Raw genomic sequence first — 21,551 nt, forward strand, 5'->3', positions numbered from 1 at the left:
TAATGACAACAAATACAAAGCTGGACCCAATCGAAAAAGCATCGCTGGACGAACTGCAGGCACTGCAAACGCAACGCCTGAAATGGACGCTGAAACACGCCTACGAAAATGTGCCGATGTATCGCCGCAAATTCGATGAAGCAGGCGTTCACCCTGATGATTTCAACGAACTGAAAGACATCGAAAAATTCCCGTGTACCACTAAGCAGGATCTGCGTGACAACTATCCGTTCGGCATGTTTGCCGTACCGATGGAGCAAGTGGTGCGCGTACATGCCTCTTCCGGCACCACCGGTAAACCGACGGTGGTCGGTTACACTCAAAATGACATCAGTACCTGGGCCGATATTGTGGCGCGTTCTCTGCGCGCGGCAGGCGGCACGCCGAAAGATAAAATCCACGTTGCTTACGGTTATGGTCTGTTCACCGGCGGGCTGGGCGCGCACTATGGCGCGGAACGTCTGGGGGCAACGGTTATTCCGATGTCCGGTGGTCAGACCGAGAAGCAGGCACAGCTTATCCGCGATTTCCAGCCGGATATGATTATGGTCACGCCATCTTACTGCCTGAATCTGATTGAAGAACTGGAACGCCAGATGGGCGGTGATGCGACCCAGTGTTCCCTGCGCGTCGGCGTGTTTGGCGCGGAGCCGTGGACGATGGCGATGCGTAAAGAGATTGAGCGTCGTCTGGGTATTACCGCGCTGGATATCTATGGCCTGTCTGAAGTGATGGGGCCGGGCGTGGCGATGGAGTGTATCGAAACCGCCGATGGTCCGACCATCTGGGAAGATCACTTCTATCCAGAAATTGTGAACCCGAACGATGGCACGGTGCTGAATGACGGCGAACATGGTGAACTGCTGTTTACGACGTTGACCAAAGAAGCGCTGCCGGTGATTCGTTATCGCACCCGCGATCTGACGCGTCTGTTGCCGGGTACCGCACGTACCATGCGTCGTATGGATCGCATCAGCGGGCGCAGCGATGACATGCTGATTATTCGCGGTGTGAATGTCTTCCCGTCTCAACTGGAAGAAGAGATTGTGAAGTTTGAACATCTTTCACCGCATTACCAGTTGGAAGTGAATCGTCGCGGTCATCTTGATTCGCTGTCGATTCAGGTGGAGCTCAAAGAGAGTAGCTTGTACCTGAGCCACGAACAGCGCTGTCAGGTGTGCCACCAGTTGCGTCACCGCATTAAATCGATGGTCGGGATTTCCACCGATGTGACGATCGTTAACTGCGGCGCGATCCCGCGTTCCGAAGGCAAAGCGTGCAGAGTGTTTGATTTGCGTAAGATTGCTAACGTCTGATAACACCTTACCCCTCACCCTAACCCTCTCCCATAGGGAGAGGGAACAGTCTGCAGCGGTCTTCTCCCTCTCCCTTTGGGAGAGGGCCGGGGTGAGGGGAAACCTATGCTATGATTCATAAATCAAAACAATAACAACAGGATGAATCAGATGAGTAAAATCGATACCTTCATTCAACAGGCCGTGTCATCGGTGCCCATTAGCGGCACGTCGCTGATCGCCTCGCTGTATGGTGATTCCCTGTTGCATCGCGGCGGTACTGTCTGGCTGGGTAGCCTGGCGGCAATGCTCGAAGGCCTGGGATTTGGGGAACGTTTTGTCCGTACCGCGTTGTTTCGCCTCAATAAAGAGGGCTGGCTGGATGTGGAACGCATCGGCCGCCGCAGCTTTTATCGCCTGAGTGATAAAGGCCAGCGCTTAACTCGCCGGGCGGAAAATAAAATTTATCGTGCGGAAACGCCGACCTGGGATGGCACCTGGCTGTTGTTACTCTCAGAAGGTCTGGATCGCGCAACACTTTCAGACGTCAAAAAACAGCTTATCTGGCAAGGGTTTGGCACGTTAGCACCCAGCCTGATGGCCTCTCCATCACAAAAACTGGCGGATGTGCAATCACTGCTGCATGAAGCGGGTGTGGCGGAAAACGTCATCTGCTTTGAAGCGCATTCCCCACTGGCGTTGTCGCGTGCGGCGTTAAGAGCCCGTGTGGAAGAGTGCTGGCAACTGACCGAACAGAACGCCATGTACGACATGTTTATCCAGTTGTTCCGCCCACTGCTGCCGCTGCTGCGTGAGGTGGATGCAGATGAACTCACGCCTGAACGCTGCTTCCAGATCCAACTGCTCTTGATTCACTTTTATCGCCGCGTGGTGCTGAAAGATCCATTGCTGCCGGAGGAATTGCTTCCGGCGCATTGGCTCGGCGGCTCGGCGCGCCAGCTCTGTATCAATATTTATCAACGTGTGGCACCTGCCGCGCTGGCTTTTGTCAGCGAAAAAGGCGAAACCCCGGTCGGCGAACTGCCTTCACCGGGAACGCTGTTCTATCAACGATTTGGCGGGTTGCCGGTGAGTGAAGGGAGGTCTTATGCCAGTGTATCAGATTGACGGCTTAACCCCGGTGGTGCCGGACGAGAGCTATGTGCATCCTACCGCCGTATTAATTGGCGACGTCATCCTGGGTAAAGGTGTATACGTTGGGCCAAACGCCAGCCTGCGCGGCGACTTTGGTCGCATTGTCATTAAAGATGGCGCGAACATTCAGGATAACTGTGTGATGCACGGTTTTCCGGAGCAAGACACCGTTGTGGAAGAGGACGGGCATATTGGTCATAGCGCCATTCTGCACGGTTGCGTCGTACGCCGTAACGCACTTGTTGGGATGAATGCTGTAGTGATGGACGGCGCGGTGATCGGTGAAAACAGTATTGTCGGCGCGGCAGCATTTGTGAAAGCCAAAGCAGAGATGCCTGCGAATCACCTGATTATCGGTAGCCCCGCGAAAGCCATTCGCGAGCTCAGTGAGCAGGAAATGGCGTGGAAAAAACAGGGTACACGGGAATATCAGGTGCTGGTGGAACGCTGTAAGAAAACCATGCATCAGGTTGAACCGTTACGGGCGGTGGAGGAAGGACGAAAACGACTGACCTTCGACGAAAGCTTACGACCGAAATCAGCACGTTAATCCGCGTAGAAAAATTATTGGTTTGTTTTGTCTACGGGTAATGTACCTGTAGGCCCGGTAAGCGCAGCGCCACCGGGCAATAATGTGTGTGCCGGCTCAGGCGTTGTGCTCATCCGGCATTTTTTTACACATTCGCATTTATTACACATTTCCTCCCCGCGCGTTCATTTCTATACTGTGGGCTCTTAATCTGCCTTAAACAGGACAGGGTGTTATGAGCAACAACAGTGGTACGTTTACTCTTGGTTCAAAATCGGTAAAACGACTGGGTTATGGCGCGATGCAACTGGCAGGCCCCGGTGTCTTTGGGCCGCCAAAAGATCGCCATGTTGCTATTACAGTATTGCGTGAAGCGCTGGCGCTGGGTGTGAATCATATCGACACCAGTGACTTTTATGGCCCACACGTGACAAACCAGATTATCCGTGAAGCCCTGCATCCGTATCCGGATGACCTGACGATTGTCACCAAAATTGGCGCGCGTCGCGGGAACGATGCTTCATGGCTTCCGGCGTTTTCCCCTGAGGAGCTCAAGCAAGCAGTACACGATAACCTGCGTAACCTTGGCCTGGACGTGCTGGATGTGGTTAACCTGCGCGTAATGCTCGGCGATGGTCACGGCCCGGCAGAAGGGTCGATCGAAGCCAACTTTACCGTGCTGGCGGAACTGCAACAGCAGGGGCTGGTGAAACATATCGGCCTGAGCAACGTTACACCGACGCAGGTGGCTGAAGCGCGTAAAATTGCGGAAATCGTCTGCGTGCAGAACGAATACAACATCGCACACCGTGCCGACGACGCGTTGATTGACGCGCTGGCGCGTGACGGTATCGCCTACGTGCCGTTCTTCCCGCTCGGTGGTTTTACGCCGCTGCAATCGTCAACGCTTTCGGATGTGGCTGCAAGCCTTGGTGCGACGCCGATGCAGGTGGCGCTGGCGTGGTTATTGCAACGTTCGCCGAATATCCTGTTGATTCCAGGTACTTCTTCAGTGGGGCATTTGCGGGAAAATATGGCGGCGGGGGAATTAGTGCTAACTGATGACGTGCTGGCTACGCTTAACAGCATTGCGAAAAATGCGGGTTAAATAAAAAGGCCTCCCGATTTCGCGGGAGGCCTCTTAAATCTTACGCTGCAACCACGGCGTCAATTGCCGCTTTTGCATCTGCCTGCGCTTTGGCCGCCATTTCCGGGCCATACGCGATACCTTCAGCAAAGACGAATTTCACGTCGGTCAGGCCAATAAAGCCCAGGAAGGTAGACAGGTACGGAGTCACCTGGTCGGTCGGGGTATCTTTATGAATCCCGCCACGGCTGGTGATCACCACGGTTTTCTTACCGGTAACCAGGCCTTCAGGACCTTTCTCGGTGTAACGGAAGGTCACGCCAGCGCGAGCAACCAGGTCAAAATAGTTTTTCAGCTGGGTAGAGATGTTGAAGTTGTACATCGGTGCTGCAATCACGATAACGTCGTGGGCTTTCAGTTCAGCAATCAGCTCGTCAGACAGCGCCAGTGCTTCCTGTTGACGCGGCGTCAGCGGGGAATCGCTTGGACGCAGTGCGCCAACCAGTTCGCCATCCAGCACCGGCACCGGGTTAGCGGCCAGGTCACGAACGGTGATTTCATCCGCGCTGTGTTTTTCACGCCACTGTTCAACAAAATAGTCGGACAGCTGATTAGACTGGGAGTAGCCTGCCAGGATGCTGGATTTCAGAACCAATACTTTGCTCATGGGTGTTTCCTTTATACTTTGAGTGACGGGCCTTGCCCGGTTGCTTGCAGACACTTTATTCACAATCCTGCCACAGGGATAGCGCAATATATCGAATCCTCTGTTCGATTTTTTTGAACAACTGATTTTCCTTTCTATACCGCACACCGGGAAAACCGTTCGGTATCAGGCCTGGTGTGGTATTCTGGAGGGAACATATGACGAGAACATTTCCGGCACACAGATGCCCGATAACGCTATGACAGAACAACAAAAAATCACCTTCGCGACGCTGAATCAGCAACTCAATGCATTAACGCTGCGCGATAAACAGCGCTTTGCCCGTCGCCTGCACGGTGTGAAGAAGGTTAAAAATCCTGATGCACAACAGGCCATTTACCAGGAAATGGCGAAAGAGATTGAACTGGCAGCAGGTAAAGTCCTGCTGCGCGAAGCCGCACGTCCGGATATCACTTATCCAGATAACCTGCCGGTTAGCCAGAAAAAACAGGATATTCTGGAGGCGGTGCGCGACAACCAGGTGGTGATTGTCGCCGGGGAAACGGGTTCCGGGAAAACTACCCAGTTACCGAAGATTTGTATGGAGCTGGGGCGCGGCATAAAAGGCCTGATTGGCCATACCCAGCCGCGTCGTCTGGCGGCGCGTACTGTGGCGAACCGTATTGCGGAAGAACTGAAAACGGAGCCGGGCGGTTGCATCGGTTATAAAGTTCGTTTTAGCGATCACGTCAGTGACAACACAATGGTCAAGCTGATGACCGACGGTATTCTGCTGGCAGAAATCCAGCAGGACCGTCTGTTGATGCAGTACGACACCATCATTATCGATGAAGCGCACGAACGCAGTCTGAACATCGACTTTTTGCTCGGTTACCTGAAAGAGCTACTGCCGCGCCGTCCTGATCTGAAAATTATCATCACTTCGGCAACCATCGACCCGGAACGCTTCTCGCGCCACTTTAATAATGCGCCGATTATCGAAGTTTCAGGGCGTACCTATCCGGTGGAAGTGCGTTATCGCCCGATTGTCGAAGAGGCGGATGATACGGAACGCGACCAGTTACAGGCCATTTTTGACGCCGTGGATGAACTGGGACGGGAGAGTGCGGGCGACATCCTGATCTTTATGAGCGGGGAGCGTGAAATTCGCGATACCGCCGATGCGCTCAGCAAGCGGGATCTGCGCCATACGGAGATCCTGCCGTTGTATGCGCGACTCTCCAACAGTGAACAGAATCGCGTCTTCCAGTCGCATAGCGGGCGTCGCATTGTTCTGGCGACCAACGTCGCCGAAACCTCGCTGACCGTACCGGGCATAAAATACGTTATCGACCCGGGTACCGCGCGCATCAGCCGCTACAGCTTCCGCACCAAAGTGCAACGACTGCCGATTGAGCAAGTGTCCCAGGCATCCGCAAACCAGCGTAAAGGCCGCTGTGGGCGTGTCTCGGAAGGTATCTGTATTCGACTCTATTCGGAAGATGATTTCCTGTCGCGCCCGGAATTTACCGATCCGGAGATTCTGCGTACCAACCTGGCCTCGGTTATTTTGCAGATGACCGCGCTGGGGCTCGGAGATATTGCCGCTTTCCCGTTTGTCGAAGCGCCGGATAAACGTAATATTCAGGATGGTGTGCGTCTGCTGGAAGAGCTCGGCGCAATCACCACGGACGAACAGCAAACCGCCTATAAACTGACCCCACTTGGGCGCCAGCTGTCACAACTGCCGGTTGACCCGCGTCTGGCGCGTATGGTGCTGGAAGCGCAAAAACATGGCTGCGTGCGCGAAGCGATGATTATTACCTCGGCCTTGTCTATCCAGGATCCGCGCGAACGTCCGATGGATAAACAGCAGGCGTCGGATGAAAAACATCGCCGATTCCATGACAAAGAATCTGACTTCCTCGCGTTCGTGAACCTGTGGAATTACCTCGGCGAGCAGCAAAAGGCGCTGTCATCGAATGCCTTCCGCCGCCAGTGCCGCACGGATTTCCTTAACTATTTGCGCGTACGCGAATGGCAGGATATTTACACCCAACTGCGCCAGGTGGTGAAAGAACTGGGTATTCCGGTCAACAGCGAACCGGCGCAATATCGCGAAATTCATATCGCGCTGCTCACCGGTCTGCTTTCCCATATCGGTATGAAAGATGCTGATAAACAGGAATTTACCGGCGCACGTAATGCGCGCTTTTCGATATTCCCTGGTTCTGGTTTATTCAAAAAACCGCCGAAATGGACCATGGTTGCCGAACTGGTCGAAACCAGCCGTCTGTGGGGACGTATTGCCGCGCGCATCGATCCGGAATGGGTAGAACCGGTTGCTCAGCATCTGATTAAACGTTCTTACAGTGAGCCGCACTGGGAGCGAGCGCAGGGCGCAGTTATGGCGACCGAGAAAGTGACCGTATACGGGTTGCCGATCGTTGCCGCGCGTAAGGTGAACTACAGCCAGATTGACCCGGCGCTGTGCCGTGAGCTGTTTATTCGCCATGCGCTGGTGGAAGGCGACTGGCAGACACGTCATGCGTTCTTCCGCGATAACCTGAAACTGCGCAGTGAAATTGAAGAACTTGAGCACAAATCGCGTCGTCGCGACATTCTGGTTGATGACGAAACGCTGTTTGAGTTTTACGACCAGCGCATCAGCCACGATGTCATCTCCGCTCGTCATTTTGATAACTGGTGGAAAAAGGCCAGCCGCGAAACGCCGGATTTGCTCAACTTTGAAAAGAGCATGCTGATTAAAGAGGGGGCGGAGAAAGTCAGCAAGCTTGACTACCCCAACTTCTGGCATCAGGGCAATCTTAAGCTACGCCTGAGCTATCAGTTTGAGCCCGGGGCAGATGCGGACGGCGTTACCGTACACATTCCCCTGCCGCTGCTCAACCAGGTGGAGGAGAGCGGGTTCGAGTGGCAGATCCCTGGCCTGCGTCGTGAACTGATTATCGCGCTGATTAAATCGTTGCCGAAACCAGTGCGTCGTAACTTTGTGCCTGCGCCTAACTATGCGGAAGCATTCTTAGGTCGCGTCACGCCGCTGGAACTGCCATTGCTCGACAGCCTGGAGCGCGAACTGCGCCGTATGACCGGGGTCACCGTTGACCGCGACGCCTGGCAGTGGGATCAGGTACCCGATCACCTGAAAGTCACATTCCGGGTGGTGGATGACAAAAACAAGAAACTTCAGGAAGGGCGTTCCCTCCAGGCGCTGAAAGATACGCTTAAAGGGAAAGTTCAGGAAACGCTTTCCGCCGTTGCCGATGATGGTATCGAGCAAAGCGGGTTGCATATCTGGAGCTTCGGTAATTTACCCGATCACTACGAGCAGAAACGTGGCAACTACAAAGTGAAGGCCTGGCCTGCGCTGGTCGATGAGCGTGAAAGCGTAGCGATTAAGCTTTTTGATAATCCGCAGGAACAACAGCAGGCTATGTGGCGTGGTTTACGTCGCTTGCTCCTGCTGAACATTCCGTCGCCAATTAAATATCTGCATGAGAAATTGCCGAACAAAGCCAAGCTGGGACTCTACTTTAACCCATACGGTAAAGTGCTGGATCTCATTGATGACTGCATCTCCTGCGGTGTTGATAAGCTGATCGATGATGCGGGTGGCCCGGTATGGACTGAAGAAGGCTTCACGAAGCTGCACGATAAAGTACGAGCTGAACTGAATGAAACCGTCGTCGAAATCGCCAAACAGGTCGAACAGATCCTGACGGCGGTCTTCAATATCAACAAACGTCTGAAAGGGCGTGTGGATATGACCATGGCGCTGGGCCTGTCGGATATTAAAGCGCAGATGGGCGGGCTGGTTTATCGCGGTTTTGTCACCGGCAACGGTTTCAAACGCCTGGGTGATACGCTGCGCTATTTGCAGGCGATTGAGAAACGACTGGAAAAACTGGCCATCGACCCGCACCGTGACCGTGCGCAGATGCTGAAGGTGGAAAGCGTGCAGCAGGCCTGGCAGCAGTGGTTGAATAAACTGCCACCAGCCCGTCGGGATGACGATGATGTGCAGGAAATCCGCTGGATGATTGAAGAGCTGCGCGTCAGTTTCTTTGCTCAGCAGCTGGGGACGCCGTACCCCATTTCCGATAAACGCGTGTTGCAGGCGATGGAGCAGATTAGCGCGTAGGTGAGATTACCATGATAAGTACGGCCCGATACGCGTTGCGTATCGGGCCGCATAAAGCATGATTACAACCCTGACGTCTGCGCATTCACCGCATCAATTCGATGGCTGCGGCTGGCAAAGAAAATGGCAATCAGCGAGATAGTGACCGTTGCGCCCAAATACCAGGCAACCGGAACCCAATCGCCGTCGTATTTCGCCAGCAGGCCCGTTGCGATAAGCGGGGCGGTACCGCCCGCCAGCGCAGCGCCAATCTGATAACCCAACGTAATGCCGGTGTAGCGCACGTTAGCGCTAAAAATTTCTGAACACAGTGTGCCCAACACGGCGGTGATCGGTGCCCAGAGAATACCGAACATCACGACGGTGGCCAGCATAATCGCCCAGGTAGTGCCGGTGTCCAGCAGCATAAACCACGGTACGATAAACAGGCCCAGCAGCGCGACGCTCACCGCGTACATGCGTTTGCGACCAATTTTGTCAGACAACAATCCCATCAGCGGAATCATCACCGTCGCAACCAGTGCACCGAGGGTGACGGCCTCCAGAACTTGCGATTTCTGGTAGGCGAGGGTGGTGGTGGCATAACTCACAATGAAGGTTGAGAAAATATAGAACGGCGCAGTTTCGACAACTTTTAGACCCGCCGCAATCAACACTTCACGCCAGTGATGCGTCAGTGTGTCGCGCAACGGCGCTTTCGCCACCTGACCGGACTGCTTCACCTTCTTAAACTCTGGCGTCTCATCGATATCTTTACGGATCCACAGCCCCAGTAACACCAGCACGGCGCTCATCAGGAACGGAATGCGCCAGCCCCAGGAGAGGAACTGCTCCTCGCTGAATAGCGTCATTAACGACACGATAAAGGTCGCCATCAGCATGCCAATCGTCACGCCCGCTTGCGGAATGCTGCCGAAAAATCCTTTACGTTTTTCTGGCGCATATTCATAGGCCAGCAGCAATGCGCCGCCCCATTCACCGCCAATTCCCATTCCCTGGATAATACGCATCAGAATCAGCAGAATGGGTGCCCAGATGCCAATTTGATCGTAAGTGGGCAGCAGACCGATCATGACGGTTGCACCGCCCATCAGCGAGAGCGTCAACACCAGCGTTTTTTTGCGGCCAATACGGTCGCCAATATGGGCAAAGAGTACGCCGCCAATCGGGCGAATAAAGAACGTTAGCGAGAAGGAAAGGTATGAGAGGATGAGTCCAATAACCGGATCAACCATCGGGAAGAAGATTTTATTAAACACCAGCGCAGCGGCTGTGCCGTACAGAAAATAATCAAACCATTCAATGGAGCTGCCGGTCAAACTGGCAATCAAGACCCGTTTGTTTTTTTTCAGGATCGTACTGCTGCTTTCTTGCGTCGTCATGAAGGAAAACTCCCGCCACATTAAGTTAAAATCAGGTGCCACCTGATACCTCAAAGGTGCAACCTGCAATGTGTTAAAAAGGTTGCTTGTTTGTTAAGCAACTTAGAGGCGGGTGCTATTTTTAGCAAGGGTGAACAGGGGATTTATACGCAAAAGCCAGGCATTTTGATGATTGAATTATTCGCAAAGTGAATGATTGATGGTTTTATGTTCTCTGTTTTGGCGTGATATTGGTGATTTATTCAGGTGCAACCGCATTATTTTTAGATGTTTCTGGTTATTTCAATAATGTTACAAAAATGCAAGCCAGGTAAAATTAACGCTTTCGGAGTGATCTACTGTCATGGAAGCTCAAACACGTTATCCTGTGCTGACCAACTCACAGAGAGGGAGGATTATGCTAACGACATTGCCACAATTACCCGATAGCACACTCAAGGCGGCCAATTTAGTGGGGAGCTGGCTTGCGCAAAACGATTTTGCCTCCCAACCTCAATCAGACGATTTTGAAGTGGTGGTGCTGGCGGGGAACGCCGTTATTCCTGTCATCGACGCAGCCTGTCAGCTGGCGATGGATAAGGGAAAAACGCTGTTGATCAGCGGCGGTATCGGCCATTCAACGACCTATCTTTATGCCGCCATAGCCCAGCATCCGAGTTATAACACCTTGCGTACCACCGGGTTGTCTGAAGCGGCAATCCTTGCGGAGATTGCGCATCAATTCTGGAAAATCCCGCGCGAGAATATACTGGTTGAAGATGCATCGACGAACTGCGGCGAAAATGCGCGTTTTACCCGTCAGATGCTGGACGCGCAGGGGATTGCTGTTAAAAACGGTATCGTCATGCAGGACCCAACCATGCAGCGTCGCACAATGGCAACGTTTGAACATGTCTGGCAGGACGTAGAAAACAGGCCGCACTGGCGGAGTTACCCCGGATGCCAGCCGGAACTCTTTAACAGTGAAAACGGCGTGGCATTTAAAGGTGATGACACCGGATTGTGGCCGGTGGCGCGATATCTCTCATTAATTATCGGTGAATTGCCACGGATACGTGATGATGAACAGGGTTATGGGCCGCGCGGTAAAAACTTTATTGCTCACGTGGATATTCCACTGGCGGTTGAGCAGGCCTGGAATCAGTTAACGCAAGATGCCACCCTACGGGAGATGTCGGCCATGCGCGCGTTGCGCTAAGAAGCCGTGAATGAAGCCCGGAAAGGATCGTTTCCGGGCGTTATTTTTACAGTTTGGCGTATTTTTCCAGTACACGAATCAACTGGGTTACAAACCCGTATTCGTTATCATACCAGGCTACCGTTTTGACCAGTTGCAGATCGCCTGCCTCGGTCACCTCGGTTTGCGTGGCGTCGAAAACGGAACCAAAGTGCGTGCCGATAATATCGGTCGATACGATGTCATCGTTGGTGTAGCCAAACGACTCATTATTTTCTGTCGCTTTTTTTAGCGCGGCATTCACGTCATCGACGGTGACTTTTTTACCCAAAATCGACACCAGTTCGGTCACAGAACCGGTTTTGGTCGGCACCCGCTGGGCATGGCCTTTCAGTTTACCGACAAGGGCGGGGATAACCAGCCCGATCGCTTTTGCTGCCCCCGTCGTATGCGGGATAATATTCTCCGCTGCGGCACGAGAAGCGCGCAGATCTTTGCCGCGTGGCCCGTCAACCAGCGCCTGAGTCCCGGTATAGGCATGGATAGTGGTCATGGTGCCCACCTTGATCCCGAATGCGTCATTCAATGCTTTTGCCATTGGCGCCAGGCAGTTGGTGGTGCAGGAGGCGACAGAAATAATCGTGTCGCTGGCGTTGAGCGTGTCATCATTCACGTTGTAAACCAGCGTTTTAATGTCACCTGCCGGAGCAGATATCAGGACTTTTTTTGCACCTGCATCGATATGCGCCTGCGATTTTTCAGCCGAAGTATAGAAACCCGTACATTCAACGACGATTTCTGCACCTTCCGATTTCCAGGGGATGTTCTTCGCCTCTTTTTCCGCAAAAACTTTAATCGTTTTACCGTTAACGATCAGCGCGTTGTCACTGAAATCAACGCTCCACGGGAACGGCCCGTAGTTGGAATCGTACTTCAGCAAATATGCCAGTACTTTTGGCGACGTAAGATCGTTAATTGCGACCACTTCATTGCTGCTCGAGGTTTCCAGCAGACGACGCAGGACCAGTCGACCAATCCGTCCAAATCCGTTAATGCCAATTTTACTCATGATGTTCTCCGTCAGTTCGCGTGATACGATTTTTTTACTTATCCAGGCTTAGTTCAGCATTAGCGGATGGGCAACCCAATTTTGTTAATAACACATCAATGAGATGAGCAGGACGAAAGTAACTGCTGAAAAGTTAATGAATTTTTAAGTAAAAACGGCTATTTTGCTTTTTTGTTAATTACTTATCAGGGGGCGCTATGCGCGATAAATACTCAGGCCTGCAAATAGGCATTCACTGGCTGGTCTTCTTACTGGTTATTGTTGCTTATTGTTCGATGGAATTCCGTGGCTTTTTTCCGCGTAGCGCGCGTCCGATTATCAACATGGTGCACGTGTCCTGTGGCATCTCCATTCTGGTGCTGATGGTGGCGCGTTTGCTGATTCGCCTGAAACGCCCGGCGCCACCGATTATGCCGAAACCTAAGCCAATGATGACGGGTATGGCGCATCTGGGGCATCTGGCGATTTATCTGCTGTTTATTGCATTGCCAATTATTGGTCTGGTGATGATGTATAACCGGGGAAATCCGTGGTTTGCTTTTGGGATAACCATGCCGCATGCGGCGGAATCGAATTTCGATATTGTCGATACGATGAAGGATTACCACATTCTGCTGGCGAATATTGGTTACTGGCTGATTGGTCTTCGTGCACTGGCCGCGCTGGCACATCATTATGTCTGGAAAGACAATACGCTGCTGCGCATGATGCCGCGTAAACGGGGTCAATCATAAGTAAACTGAATAGTCCTTTATTGGCCATGTGGCGTGCGTTACCATACCGCCACGATGGTTAATATTGTGTAAGGAAGAGCAGGGTGTTCGCAGATTTTGGCGTACTAAATTACTGGACGTATGTGGTTGGGGCGATTTTTATCATTCTGGTGCCGGGGCCAAATACCTTCTTTGTCCTGAAAACAGGCGTGGCACACGGTATTCGTGGCGGCTACATGGCAGCGCTGGCGGTCTTTATCGGCGATGCGGTGCTGATGTTCCTCTCGTATGCGGGCGTGGCGACGCTCATTAAAACCACTCCTGTGCTGTTTAATCTGGTGCGCTATCTGGGGGCGATTTATCTGCTCTATCTGGGCGGGAAAATGCTCTACAGTACGCTGAAGCGTACAGCCGGAGAACCAGAAGCGCACCCCGAGCCGGGTCATGCTATTTTCAAACGCGCGCTGACGCTGAGCTTAACGAATCCCAAAGCGATTTTGTTTTATGTCTCGTTCTTCGTGCAGTTTATCGACGTGAAATCGGCTACGCCGGGGCTGGCATTCTTTATCCTGGCGCTGACGCTTGAACTGGTGAGTTTTACCTATTTAAGCTTCCTGATCGTATCAGGCTCGCTGGTGACGCGGTATGTGAAAACCCGTAAGAAGCTGGCGAAAATTGGCAATAGCCTGATTGGGCTGGTGTTTGTCGGTTTCGCGGCGCGACTGGCGACGCTGCAGTCCTGAGTTCCTTTTTGCCGGATATTTCTGTATCCGGCAACCCCTCCAAAGCAATCCTTCCTTTCTTACGTGTCCATTTCCAGACTGCTGAGTTTTACTGCGAAGGTGTAAAATCGCGGCGGGTGCTTGAGGCTATCTGTCTCAGGCAAACACCAAAAGGCAGATAGAGAAAAGCCCCGGAAACATTGAGCGTCTTGCAGGACGCTTAACACTTACCGAGGCCCAAATCTATGCCCAACAGCATTAGATTAGCCTCTTACAGACCTACGGGTCAAGGAGAAGCAGGCTATGAAATGGCAACGTTCAGGCTTAATTGCCCTGGTTATCATCTGTATCACCGTGATTTTCGCGGTGTTGGCGATGCGGCGGGATCTCTGCGAGGTCCACTTCCGGACAAACCAGACGGAGGTTACTGTTTCTACAGCGTGCGAATCTAAACAGTAAGAGACAAGGCGGGGAGCGATCCCCGCCAATCTCAATGGTTGGCTGGCGTCCTCAATGCACCCTATCAACATATTCATTTGGTGATTGTTTTACATCTGTATCATATCGATGATAGTATACCCCCCTATACTAATGGAGGGCGTATGCCGCATTCCCCTGACGATAAAAAACGGGCGCTGACCCGGGTACGCCGCATTAAAGGGCAGGTTGATGCTCTTGAACGTGCGCTGGAATCCGGCGAGCCGTGCCTGACTATTCTGCAACAGATCGCGTCAATTCGCGGGGCCGCCAATGGCCTGATGGGCGAACTGGTTGAAATGCACCTTAAAGACGAACTGGTAAGCGGCGAAACGACGCCCGATCAGCGCGCCGTGCGTATGGCTGAAGTCGGTCATCTGCTACGATCTTATCTAAAATAAAACATCATAAAGGAAGAGACCGCTATGAAATCACGTGCAGCTGTCGCGTTTGGCCCAGGTCAACCGCTGAAAATTGTTGAAATCGATGTCGCAGCGCCGAAAAAGGGCGAAGTATTGGTAAAAATTACCCACACCGGGGTTTGCCATACCGATGCATTTACCTTATCCGGCGATGATCCGGAGGGCGTGTTTCCGGCGGTGCTGGGTCATGAAGGCGGCGGCATCGTTGTTGAAGTGGGCGAAGGCGTCACCAGCCTGAAACCGGGCGACCATGTTATTCCGCTTTATACTGCCGAATGCGGGGAGTGTAAGTTCTGTAAGTCTGGTAAAACTAACCTTTGTCAGGCCGTTCGCGCTACCCAGGGGAAGGGTCTGATGCCGGATGGCACCACTCGTTTTTCCTATAACGGTGAACCGATTTACCATTACATGGGCACCAGTACGTTCAGCGAATACACCGTGTGTGCCGAGATCTCACTGGCGAAAGTGAACCCGCAGGCACCGCTCGACAAAGTTTGTCTGCTGGGTTGCGGCGTCACTACCGGTATTGGCGCGGTGCATAACACCGCAAAAGTAAAAGAGGGCGATACTGTTGCGATCTTCGGTCTGGGCGGCATCGGCCTGGCGGCGATTCAGGGGGCGGTACAGGCGAAAGCGGGACGCATTCTGGCTGTTGATACCAATCCGGAGAAATTCAAGCTGGCGAAAGAGATGGGCGCGACCGATTTCATTAACCCGAAGGATTACGATAAACCGGTTCAGGATGTCATTGTCGAAATGACCGACGGTGGCGTTGATTTTAGCTTCGAATGTATCGGAAACGTCGACGTCATGCGAGCCGCGCTGGAATGCTGCCATAAAGGTTGGGGCGAAAGCGTCATCATCGGCGTTGCGGGTGCTGGTCAGGAAATTAAAACCCGTCCGTTCCAGTTGGTAACTGGCCGCGTATGGCGTGGTTCTGCTTTTGGTGGCGTAAAAGGCCGTTCCCAGTTGCCGGGAATGGTAGAAGACGCCATGGCGGGCAAAATTCAGCTCGATCCGTTCATTACGCACCGTTTGCCGCTGGAGCAAATCAACGAAGCGTTTGATCTGATGCACGAAGGAAAATCCATTCGTACGGTTATTCATTTCGGCGACGCGTAATCTCAGGTGTCCTCTCCCGCGGGGAGAGGACGTTTTTTACGCCAAATTGTGACCCACCTTGCGCTTTTAGCCATAATCAAATTCTCTGGCTTGCCGATGACAATCTTACGGGCGTGTTTGTACGCCGCTTACCTGAAGAGAGTCGATTGGCATGGACAACACTACAACCCAATACCCGCCGCAAAAACCCAGTTTCCTGCACCATATTCGTTTAGTTCCGCTTTTCTCCGCTATCCTTGGCGGCATTATTCTGCTGTTTGCCTTAAGCTCCGGGCTTGCGGGTTATTTCCTGTTGCAGGCGGAGCAGGATCAAAAAGATGTCACCGAAGAATTGCAGGTGCGGATGGGCTTATCAAACAGCTCTAACCATCTGCGCACGACCCGTATTGAGCTCATTCACGCCGGCGCGGCGAGCCGGATTGCTGAAATGGAAGAGATGAAACGCAATATTGTGACGGCAGAATCGCGCATGCAGCAATCGCAGGCGGCGTTTACCCAATATCGTGAGCGTCGGGTGAAAACGTCTGCAGACAGTGCCCTGGATAAAGAGCTTAATGCTCGCTATACCGCCTATATTGATGGTCTGAAGCCAATGCTGAAATACGCTAAAAATGGCATGTTTGAAGCGATCATTAATCATGAAAATGAACAGGCGAAACCGCTGGACGATCGCTATAACGCGGTACTGCTGAAAGTGATTCAGATTCGTACCGACAGAGCCAATCTCCTTACTGATCTGTCGCTGGAGCGTACCCGTCTGGGGCTGATGTTCATGGCGGCAGCCTTTGCGCTGGCGCTGGTGCTGACAATAATGACCTTCGTGGTGTTGCGCCGTATTGTGATTAAACCCTTACAACATGCCGGGCAGCGTATCGCGCAAATCGCCAGCGGCGATCTTACCCAGCCTGATGAATCTACCGGGCGCAGCGAAATCGGCCAACTCAGCTTTAACCTGCAAAAAATGCAGCATGCGCTGGTGAAAACGGTGGGTTCGGTACGACAGGGGGCGGAGGAAATCTATCGTGGTACCAGCGAAATTTCCGTGGGCAATACGGATCTCTCTGCACGGACCGAACAACAGGCGGCTGCTATTGAACAGACCGCCGCCAGCATGGAAGAGCTTACCGCAACCGTGAAACAAAACGCCGATAACGCTCATCACGCCAGTAAACTGGCGGAGGATGCCTCCGGGAAAGCGATGCGTGGCGGGCAACTGGTCACAGGTGTGGTCACAACAATGGGCAATATTTCTACCAGTTCGAAGAAGATCTCCGAAATTACCGCGGTGATTAATAGTATTGCCTTCCAGACCAACATTCTGGCACTCAACGCGGCGGTGGAAGCGGCGCGTGCTGGCGAACAGGGGCGTGGGTTTGCGGTGGTCGCCAGTGAAGTGCGCACGCTCGCCAGCCGCAGCGCGCAGGCGGCGAAAGAGATTGAAGGACTGATTTCTGAATCTGTCACCCTGATTGAGCGCGGTTCGGATGAAGTGGTGAACGCCGGGGCTACGATGACGGAAATTGTTGATGCGGTGAAACGCGTGACGGACATTATGCTGGAAATCGCGGCGGCGTCTGATGAACAGAGTCGCGGGATTTTGCAGGTCAGCCAGGCGATTACCGAGATGGATAACGTCACTCAGCAGAATGCCTCGCTGGTGGAGGAAGCATCGGCAGCGGCGGCCTCGCTGGAGGCACAGGCAGCACGATTAACTGAAGCGGTAGGGACTTTTCATATTCCTTCACGCAGCGGTGTGAAGAAAGAAAACGTCCCGGCTACCGCACCGACGTTAGCCGTGGCAGGCAGCGATAGCTGGGAATCGTTTTAGGTTAAAAGGTCGGGTGAGAAATCACCCGACACGGAGAGTTACTTTTGTGTGTCCGGCAGGGCGTACGCAATGATGTAATCACCACGATCCGGTGACTGACGTGCGCCGCCGGCGTTGATGATAATGTATTGCTTGCCGGTTTTCGGCGACACATAGGTCATCGGGCCAGACTGGCTACCCACCGGCAGTCGGTCTTTCCAGATTTCTTTCCCGGTTGCCGTATCAAACGCGCGCAGATAGAAATCCTGCGTACCGGCGAAGAACAGCAGACCAGATTGTGTCGTCATCGACGCGCCCAGCGTCGGCATCCCGATAGGAATCGGCATATGCATGCGGATACCCAACGGCCCGGTGTCTTCCACCGTACCCACCGGTACCTGCCAGACGATTTTGCCTGATTTCAAATCGACCGCTGACATCGTACCGAATGGCGGTTTCTGACACGGAATACCCAGCGGCGACAGGAAGCGCTCGCGCATTGCGCCATACGGTGTGCCTTCCATCGGGACAATCCCCATCTCGATACCGCTGGCATCTTTCGCCACTTTCTCGCGCGGTACCATGTAGTTCGCCAGACCCAGGCGCATATCGTTAACGAACATCAGGCTGTTGTTCGGGTCAATGGAGACACTGCCCCAGTTCATGCCGCCCAACGAACCGGGATATTGCAGCGAACGATCTTCGCCAGGTGGGGTGAAAATGCCCTGATGGCGCATCTCTTTAAACTGAATACGGCACAGCAGCAAATCGATTGGTGTTGCGCCCCACATGTCCGACTCTTTCAGCGTTTCGTTGCCAATCATCGGCATACCGACGGAATACGGCTGAGTAGGGGAATAGCGTTCGCCTTTAACATCACCAACTGGAACCGGGCGCTCTTCGACTTTCGCCACCGGCTCGCCGGTTTCGCGGTTCAGCATGAAGATCATGCCCTGCTTGCTGGTTTGTACCAGCACCGGCGTGGTGCCGCCTTTGCCGTCAGGCAAATCGGTCAGCAACGGCTGGGAAGGCAGGTCGAAATCCCACAGATCGTGGTGGGTGGTTTGATAGTGCCAGCGCACTTTACCTGTGGTGGCGTCAACGGCCACAATCGACGAGCTGTATTTGTCATCCAGCGCTGTACGTTCGCCTGCCCAGAAATCTGGCGTCGCATTCCCGGTCGGTAAGTAGACCAGATTCAGTTTGGCGTCATAGGACATCGCGGACCACACGTTTGGCGTCCCGCGCGTGTAGGTCTGGCCTTCCGGCGGCAGCCCGGTAATGTTCGGATTACCCGGATCCCATGCCCACGCCAGTTTACCGGTGTGTACGTCATAAGCACGCACCACGCCCGGCGGCTCATCGGTGGAGAAGTTATCGGCCACGCGGCCACCCAACACCACCACATTACCGGCTACCAACGGCGTTGAGGTTTGCTGATAATAACCGGGTTTGATTTCGCCCATCCCAACGCTCAGATCAACCACGCCGTTATCACCAAAATCGGCGCACGGTTTACCGGTATCGGCATTGATCGCGATAAGGCGCGCGTCGGTGGTTGGCAGGAACAAACGACGCGGGCAGGCCGCTGGCGCGCTGTTATTTTCCGCAGCGGCGACGTTCTGCTTCTCTTCGTAATAGCCTAACCCGCGGCAACGCTGCCAGTTTGGTGCGGTGGCTTTCGAATCATAGCGCCACTTCTCTTTACCGCTGTCGACATCCAGCGCCAGCACTTTACTGTACGGCGTACAGACGAACAGCGTATCGCCCACCTGTAATGGGGTATTCTGATCTTCTGCACCGGAACCGTTACTGAGCGGAATATCTCCGGTGTGTGCTACCCACGCCACCTGCAGCTTATCGACGTTCTGTTTGTTGATTTGGTCTAACGCGGCAAAGCGATCGCCGTGAGTCGTGTTCCCCCAGTGGAGCCAGTTTTTCTGCTGCTCGCCGGCGGTCACCTGCTTCACCGGTACATCTTCATTTGCGCTTACCAGAGTATGGGTTTTGAACATTCCCCCTAAGCTGGCCAGTAATCCTACCGCGATGATAGCCGCGAGACCAAAGGCCGGACCTTTCTTGGCCTGTGGCGACACGGACAAGAATGGCCAGACAATAGCACAAAGGCAGGCCAGTACCCCAAAGGTGAACAGACGTGAAAAGAGGGGCCAGAAATCCCAGCCTGCATCGCTGACGGACCAAATCAGCGCAATAATAAACGCCAGCGCATACAGCACTATCCCGCTACGACGATTACGTGCAATCAGCGCCGCAGCGACAATCATCACCAGTCCCATCAGTGCGAAGAACCAGGTTCCTCCCACGGTGGCGAGTTTAATGCCCAGCGCGCCCACGGCCAGACCGATGATAAACATCAGCCCGGCGAGAAGCCATTTCAGGACCCGGGGGAGTCCTTTGAGTGAAATACCCGTTGCCATACTGTTCTCCTGATGACAGCCAAACCCAGATGAGTGAACCAAATGAATCACACATAGAAGGGGTGTTGTTTTAAATGAAAGAGATCTGCTTGTTATTCATGTTCATCCGATACTCATATGAATTACGAATGAACCATATGGTTAATTTATGGCTATAATAGATCTGTTAAATGGCATTACGCAATTGTTAATAAATGATTTCGCATTAATTGATCTATGGTGACGGCATCTGAGGTGAAGCGGTAGCCGCCCTCTCCATGGCGGAGAGGGCCGGAATGCGGAAGGTCAACCTGGCATTGATTTGCGAATGGCTGCCAGCAGCGTCTGTGCGCAGCTGGAGAGGGGACTGTCTACACGCGTCAACACACCAATGGGCTCGCCCTGACCTTGGGTCGCGATGGGAAGCGAGGTCAACGCACCGCGTCGCAGATCGTCCCTGACCGCGCCAGATGGCACAAACCAAACGTAGTTATAATCTACGGTTAACTGGCGAGAAAGCGAGGCTGACAGCGTTTCAATACATCCCGCAGGCATTTTACAACCCTGGCTTTGCAGTAGCGTTTCCGCATTTTGACGGGGAACGGTCCCTTTCGGAGAGACAACAACAGGCCACTCCAATACGCGGCTCAAGGTGATATTTTCATGCAGAAGAGGGTGGTCCGGGCGTACTACCAGCTTGAGCGATTCCAGAAACAGTAGCTCATAGGTTAGGCCGGTCATCAGCTCCGGATCGGACATCCGACCGATACCAAAATCAATATCCCCGGATTTCAGCGCCGCCAGCAGCATGGTGTTATTCATTGTTGCTACCTGCAACGTGACATCATGCTGTTGCTGATGAAACTGACCCAGCACCATCGGTAAGATCCCCAGCGCAGCAGTAGGCAACGCGCCGATTCGGACGACATCGTGATGGCTGCCTTCTTTGCGGGTTAATGCCTGACCTGCGGTATTTAACGCATCCAGAACTTTCACCGCGTGGGTAAGAAACTGCTCACCAACAAGCGTCAGCTGTGCGCCAAGACGCCCACGTTCAAATAAGCGGGTGCCGGTCAGTTGCTCCAGTTCATTAAGCGTTTTGGACAACGCTGGCTGGCTGAGATTAAGGGTTTCAGCCGCGCGCCCCAGAGTTCCTTGTTGGGCGACGGCAACGAAAGTGTGCAGGTGGCGCAGACGAATGCGCTGACTAAAGAGAGCATTTTTTTCCATACGCGATGTTAAGAACAGATCGATAAGAGTGACAAGTAATACTGTTTAAAATTGATAACTTGATTGCAAATTATTTTTAACATCTGATCTAATTGAGTTACAAGAATTTTCTGGCAAAGCAAAGGGGGTCAGGGGAAAA

The 21,551-nt window shown here is 53.1% G+C and carries 17 protein-coding genes; 12 read left to right on the forward strand and 5 right to left on the reverse strand.

Annotated elements, in window-relative coordinates; translation table 11 throughout:
- Positions 1-2: 2 nt before the first annotated feature.
- The 4 genes from paaK to NMC31_RS08825 all read left to right on the forward strand — a co-directional run bounded on the left by paaK (position 3) and on the right by NMC31_RS08825 (position 4,087).
- Positions 3-1,316 (forward strand): phenylacetate--CoA ligase PaaK, encoded by a 1,314-nt coding sequence (gene paaK, locus NMC31_RS08810; RefSeq protein WP_253897658.1) that lies wholly within the window; start codon positions 3-5, stop codon positions 1,314-1,316.
- Between the two features lie 141 nt (positions 1,317-1,457).
- Positions 1,458-2,423, forward strand: a complete 966-nt coding sequence (paaX, locus tag NMC31_RS08815; RefSeq protein WP_253897659.1) for a phenylacetic acid degradation operon negative regulatory protein PaaX — start codon at positions 1,458-1,460, stop codon at positions 2,421-2,423.
- Positions 2,404-3,000, forward strand: coding sequence for a phenylacetic acid degradation protein PaaY (gene paaY / locus NMC31_RS08820; RefSeq protein WP_253897660.1), 597 nt, complete (start codon positions 2,404-2,406; stop codon positions 2,998-3,000). Before paaX ends, paaY begins: the two co-directional genes overlap by 20 nt.
- Positions 3,001-3,214: 214 nt before the next feature.
- Positions 3,215-4,087, forward strand: a complete 873-nt coding sequence (locus tag NMC31_RS08825; protein ID WP_253897661.1) for an aldo/keto reductase family oxidoreductase — start codon at positions 3,215-3,217, stop codon at positions 4,085-4,087.
- 40 nt (positions 4,088-4,127) lie between these two features.
- Here NMC31_RS08825 and azoR read toward each other — a convergent pair whose 3' ends face one another.
- The gene (gene azoR, locus NMC31_RS08830; protein ID WP_108474155.1) at positions 4,128-4,733 is read right to left on the reverse strand and encodes an FMN-dependent NADH-azoreductase; all 606 of its coding nucleotides are present in this window, start codon (positions 4,731-4,733) and stop codon (positions 4,128-4,130) included.
- A gap of 238 nt (positions 4,734-4,971) precedes the next feature.
- Between azoR and hrpA the strand changes: the two genes are divergently transcribed.
- Positions 4,972-8,874, forward strand: a complete 3,903-nt coding sequence (gene hrpA, locus NMC31_RS08835; RefSeq protein ID WP_253897662.1) for an ATP-dependent RNA helicase HrpA — start codon at positions 4,972-4,974, stop codon at positions 8,872-8,874.
- Positions 8,875-8,936: 62 nt separating this feature from the next.
- On the opposite strand, the gene NMC31_RS08840 is transcribed toward hrpA, so the two are convergent.
- Positions 8,937-10,256, reverse strand: a complete 1,320-nt coding sequence (locus NMC31_RS08840) for an MFS transporter (RefSeq protein WP_253897663.1) — start codon at positions 10,254-10,256, stop codon at positions 8,937-8,939.
- Positions 10,257-10,653: 397 nt separating this feature from the next.
- Here NMC31_RS08840 and NMC31_RS08845 point away from each other — a divergent pair, with 397 nt between their 5' ends.
- Entirely contained in the window at positions 10,654-11,454 is an 801-nt protein-coding gene (locus tag NMC31_RS08845) for a YdcF family protein (RefSeq protein WP_253897664.1), read from the forward strand.
- A 46-nt stretch (positions 11,455-11,500) separates the two neighbouring features.
- On the opposite strand, the gene gap is transcribed toward NMC31_RS08845, so the two are convergent.
- The gene (gene gap, locus NMC31_RS08850) at positions 11,501-12,502 is read right to left on the reverse strand and encodes a type I glyceraldehyde-3-phosphate dehydrogenase (protein ID WP_253897665.1); all 1,002 of its coding nucleotides are present in this window, start codon (positions 12,500-12,502) and stop codon (positions 11,501-11,503) included.
- 197 nt (positions 12,503-12,699) lie between these two features.
- On the opposite strand from gap, the gene cybB reads away from it, so the two are divergent.
- The 6 genes from cybB (at position 12,700) to NMC31_RS08880 (ending at position 17,786) form a co-directional block, all read left to right on the forward strand.
- Complete coding sequence (gene cybB, locus NMC31_RS08855) at positions 12,700-13,236, forward strand: cytochrome b561 (RefSeq protein ID WP_253897666.1); 537 nt, start codon at positions 12,700-12,702, stop codon at positions 13,234-13,236.
- Between the two features lie 83 nt (positions 13,237-13,319).
- Complete coding sequence (leuE, locus tag NMC31_RS08860) at positions 13,320-13,958, forward strand: leucine efflux protein LeuE (RefSeq protein WP_253897667.1); 639 nt, start codon at positions 13,320-13,322, stop codon at positions 13,956-13,958.
- Between the two features lie 282 nt (positions 13,959-14,240).
- Entirely contained in the window at positions 14,241-14,396 is a 156-nt protein-coding gene (locus NMC31_RS08865) for a Hok/Gef family protein (RefSeq protein WP_149465066.1), read from the forward strand.
- 143 nt (positions 14,397-14,539) lie between these two features.
- Positions 14,540-14,815, forward strand: a complete 276-nt coding sequence (locus NMC31_RS08870; RefSeq protein ID WP_015964534.1) for a metal/formaldehyde-sensitive transcriptional repressor — start codon at positions 14,540-14,542, stop codon at positions 14,813-14,815.
- Positions 14,816-14,839: 24 nt separating this feature from the next.
- Entirely contained in the window at positions 14,840-15,958 is a 1,119-nt protein-coding gene (locus NMC31_RS08875; RefSeq protein WP_253897668.1) for an S-(hydroxymethyl)glutathione dehydrogenase/class III alcohol dehydrogenase, read from the forward strand.
- Positions 15,959-16,109: 151 nt separating this feature from the next.
- Positions 16,110-17,786 carry a methyl-accepting chemotaxis protein gene (locus NMC31_RS08880; protein ID WP_253897669.1) on the forward strand — a complete coding sequence of 559 codons (1,677 nt, stop codon included), beginning with the start codon at positions 16,110-16,112 and terminating at the stop codon, positions 17,784-17,786.
- 38 nt (positions 17,787-17,824) lie between these two features.
- Here NMC31_RS08880 and NMC31_RS08885 read toward each other — a convergent pair whose 3' ends face one another.
- Together NMC31_RS08885 and NMC31_RS08890 are read right to left on the reverse strand one after the other, a co-directional pair.
- Complete coding sequence (locus NMC31_RS08885) at positions 17,825-20,203, reverse strand: glucose/quinate/shikimate family membrane-bound PQQ-dependent dehydrogenase (RefSeq protein WP_253897670.1); 2,379 nt, start codon at positions 20,201-20,203, stop codon at positions 17,825-17,827.
- A 285-nt stretch (positions 20,204-20,488) separates the two neighbouring features.
- Entirely contained in the window at positions 20,489-21,412 is a 924-nt protein-coding gene (locus tag NMC31_RS08890) for a LysR substrate-binding domain-containing protein (RefSeq protein WP_149465096.1), read from the reverse strand.
- Between the last annotated feature and the right edge of the window lie 139 nt (positions 21,413-21,551).

The organism is Pseudocitrobacter vendiensis, from assembly GCF_943590815.1.
In the GTDB taxonomy this organism is placed as follows: domain Bacteria; phylum Pseudomonadota; class Gammaproteobacteria; order Enterobacterales; family Enterobacteriaceae; genus Pseudocitrobacter; species Pseudocitrobacter vendiensis.